Here is a 2,196-nt window from a genome sequence, read left to right as displayed (position 1 = left end):
GACCTCAGGTCGCACGGACAGAAATCATTTAGACTATTTACTTAAATCGGGAGTCACCGGATTAGTTCAGGTATCTAAAACTCCAAGGTCTCACCATCAGCAGGAATAAGGACTTTATCTGACAAACCGTTTTTATCAATTGCTTCTTTAAGAATTGGTCGAGTCACTGCACAGTGATTGAGTGCCTCCATATGGTTCGCAACCACCTTATTAGGGGAAAGGCGAATAAACTCCATGACCTCATCAATAGACATCAATAACGGTTGACCAACGTCCATACGAGCACGACCTGCCGCGACTACTGTGATATCAGGTTTCAACTCAGTCAACGCTCGTTTTACATCATCGGTTAGAACTGTATCACCGCTAATGTAAATAGAAGGCTCATTGGGGAGCTCCAAGAAAAATCCAACACCATTAGCCATTACCTTGTGAATCCATCCATGGCCGTGCAAAGCCGGAACCGCGGTGAGCTTTCCGTCTAGAAAGTCGATAGTTTGCCAGTCTTCAATTCCCCAATTTACCGTTAAGTCATATTTTTCTAGGTAAGCCTTATCTTTGGCTGGTGTCGCAACTGGGATATTACGACTTGTTAAAAACGTCTCACCTGCCGGATCTAGGTGATCTCCATGTTGTAATGCCTTGATACCAAGTGTTTGACTGTGAGTAATTAAGGTATGAGTAACCTTGTTTAGTAGCTCATCGGCATTACTTGGCATCTCAACGGTTGGATTTTTCGCGGCCTTAGCCTTAATGACTGAAAACGGAGGCATAGAGCCTTTTTTCCCCAACATAGGATCAATAAGGATAAATTTTTCGCCAGATTCAATAATAAATGTTGCGCTACGTAGGTGGTGGATCTTCATAATGCCTCTCTAAACTCACTAACAAGCCATGTTCTCTATGAGATTTAGTATGCTTCTTTCTAGTTTCTTGTGATACTGTCTTGAAAGTCAACATTCGCGCAAATCGAGACACTTGTGAACAAATCAACCGAGCTAATTAAAATTACGATGGTAGCCTTTGAAGGCATCAGTGCTTTTCATCTCTCTGTGCCTTGTCTGGTGTTTCAAGATATCTTTTTCGGTCAGCCGGTTCGGTTTGACTTGAGGATCTGTTGCGAAAACAGCTTGCAGTTTGAAACAAGCTCTGGATTTGGTGTGGTGATCGATAGAGATTTGAGCGCTATTAAAGAGGCGGATATTGTGATTGTTCCAAGCTGGCCAAATGACCTGCCAGAGCCAAGTGAGCGACTTATAGAGGCGCTAATAGAGCATCATGGGAAAGGTAAGCTACTAGTAGGACTCTGCCTCGGGTCTTATGTACTTGCATGTGCTGGCGTTCTCGATGGAAAACGTGCCACAAGCCATTGGGCGTTTTCCGAACAATTTCAGCAGCAATTTCCTAAGGTGGATTTTGACCCAAACCCTCTATTTGTTGAACATGAGACTATCATTACCTCTGCTGGAGTAGCTGCTTCACTCGATTGTTGTCTACATATAGTGCGCCGTTTGTGTGGTAGTGAGCTTGCGAATGATCTCGCACGTAAGATGGTGACTGTGCCATCTCGTACTGGTGGACAGCAGCAATACATACCAGCACCAGTCAACATAAAACCTCTTACAGAGACAAGTATTAGCCTTGTGATTGAGCTGGTGGAGCAGAGCCTTAATCAGTGTCACTCACTAGATGAAGTCGCTGAGCGCTGTGCGATGAGTAAACGTACCTTCACACGCCAGTTTAAATCCACCTATGGCTGTACATTTGGTGAATGGCTGCAAAACCGACGTTTGGTGCTTAGCCAACGTCTATTAGAAACCACGAAACTATCGATACCTCAAGTTGCAGAGCAAGCGGGTTTTGGCTCTGACAGTGTATTCAGAAAGCACTTTAAATCGGCTTTTCATGTATCGCCGATTCAGTGGCGCACTACATTCAAGCAATAGTCTTAATTTCATTGAGGGCGATGGGGCTAGATCGTCGCATCTATTACTTTTTGTATCTGAAACCTTGCAAGTTCAATTCTAGGCGTTTTTGGGGCATCACAAGCCAGCCCTAACATCACTAGTTTGAAGCTACAAAATGATTTGCCGAAATCAATAGAATGAGTTTTGACTATCTCGCTATAAGGCCACTTAGCGATGGTCTATCCAACATATGAGCACAAAAAAAGCGAGCACTAAGCTCGCTTTTAAC

2 protein-coding genes are annotated in these 2,196 nt (G+C 43.9%); one reads left to right on the top strand and one right to left on the bottom strand.

Features of this window, described 5'->3' with window-relative positions; translation table 11 throughout:
• Positions 1 to 74: 74 nt before the first annotated feature.
• Positions 75 to 866 carry an MBL fold metallo-hydrolase gene (locus AB4167_RS21860; RefSeq protein WP_017068423.1) on the bottom strand — a complete coding sequence of 264 codons (792 nt, stop codon included), beginning with the start codon at positions 864 to 866 and terminating at the stop codon, positions 75 to 77.
• A 114-nt stretch (positions 867 to 980) separates the two neighbouring features.
• Here AB4167_RS21860 and AB4167_RS21855 point away from each other — a divergent pair, with 114 nt between their 5' ends.
• Positions 981 to 1,946 carry a GlxA family transcriptional regulator gene (locus AB4167_RS21855; RefSeq protein ID WP_372137017.1) on the top strand — a complete coding sequence of 322 codons (966 nt, stop codon included), beginning with the start codon at positions 981 to 983 and terminating at the stop codon, positions 1,944 to 1,946.
• Positions 1,947 to 2,196 lie beyond the last annotated feature (250 nt).

It is taken from the genome of Vibrio sp. 10N.286.49.E11 (genome assembly GCF_041469505.1).
Taxonomy (GTDB): domain Bacteria; phylum Pseudomonadota; class Gammaproteobacteria; order Enterobacterales; family Vibrionaceae; genus Vibrio; species Vibrio crassostreae_C.
Note: the sequence above shows the minus strand (reverse complement) of the source record. Positions and strands in the feature narration are given on the sequence as shown.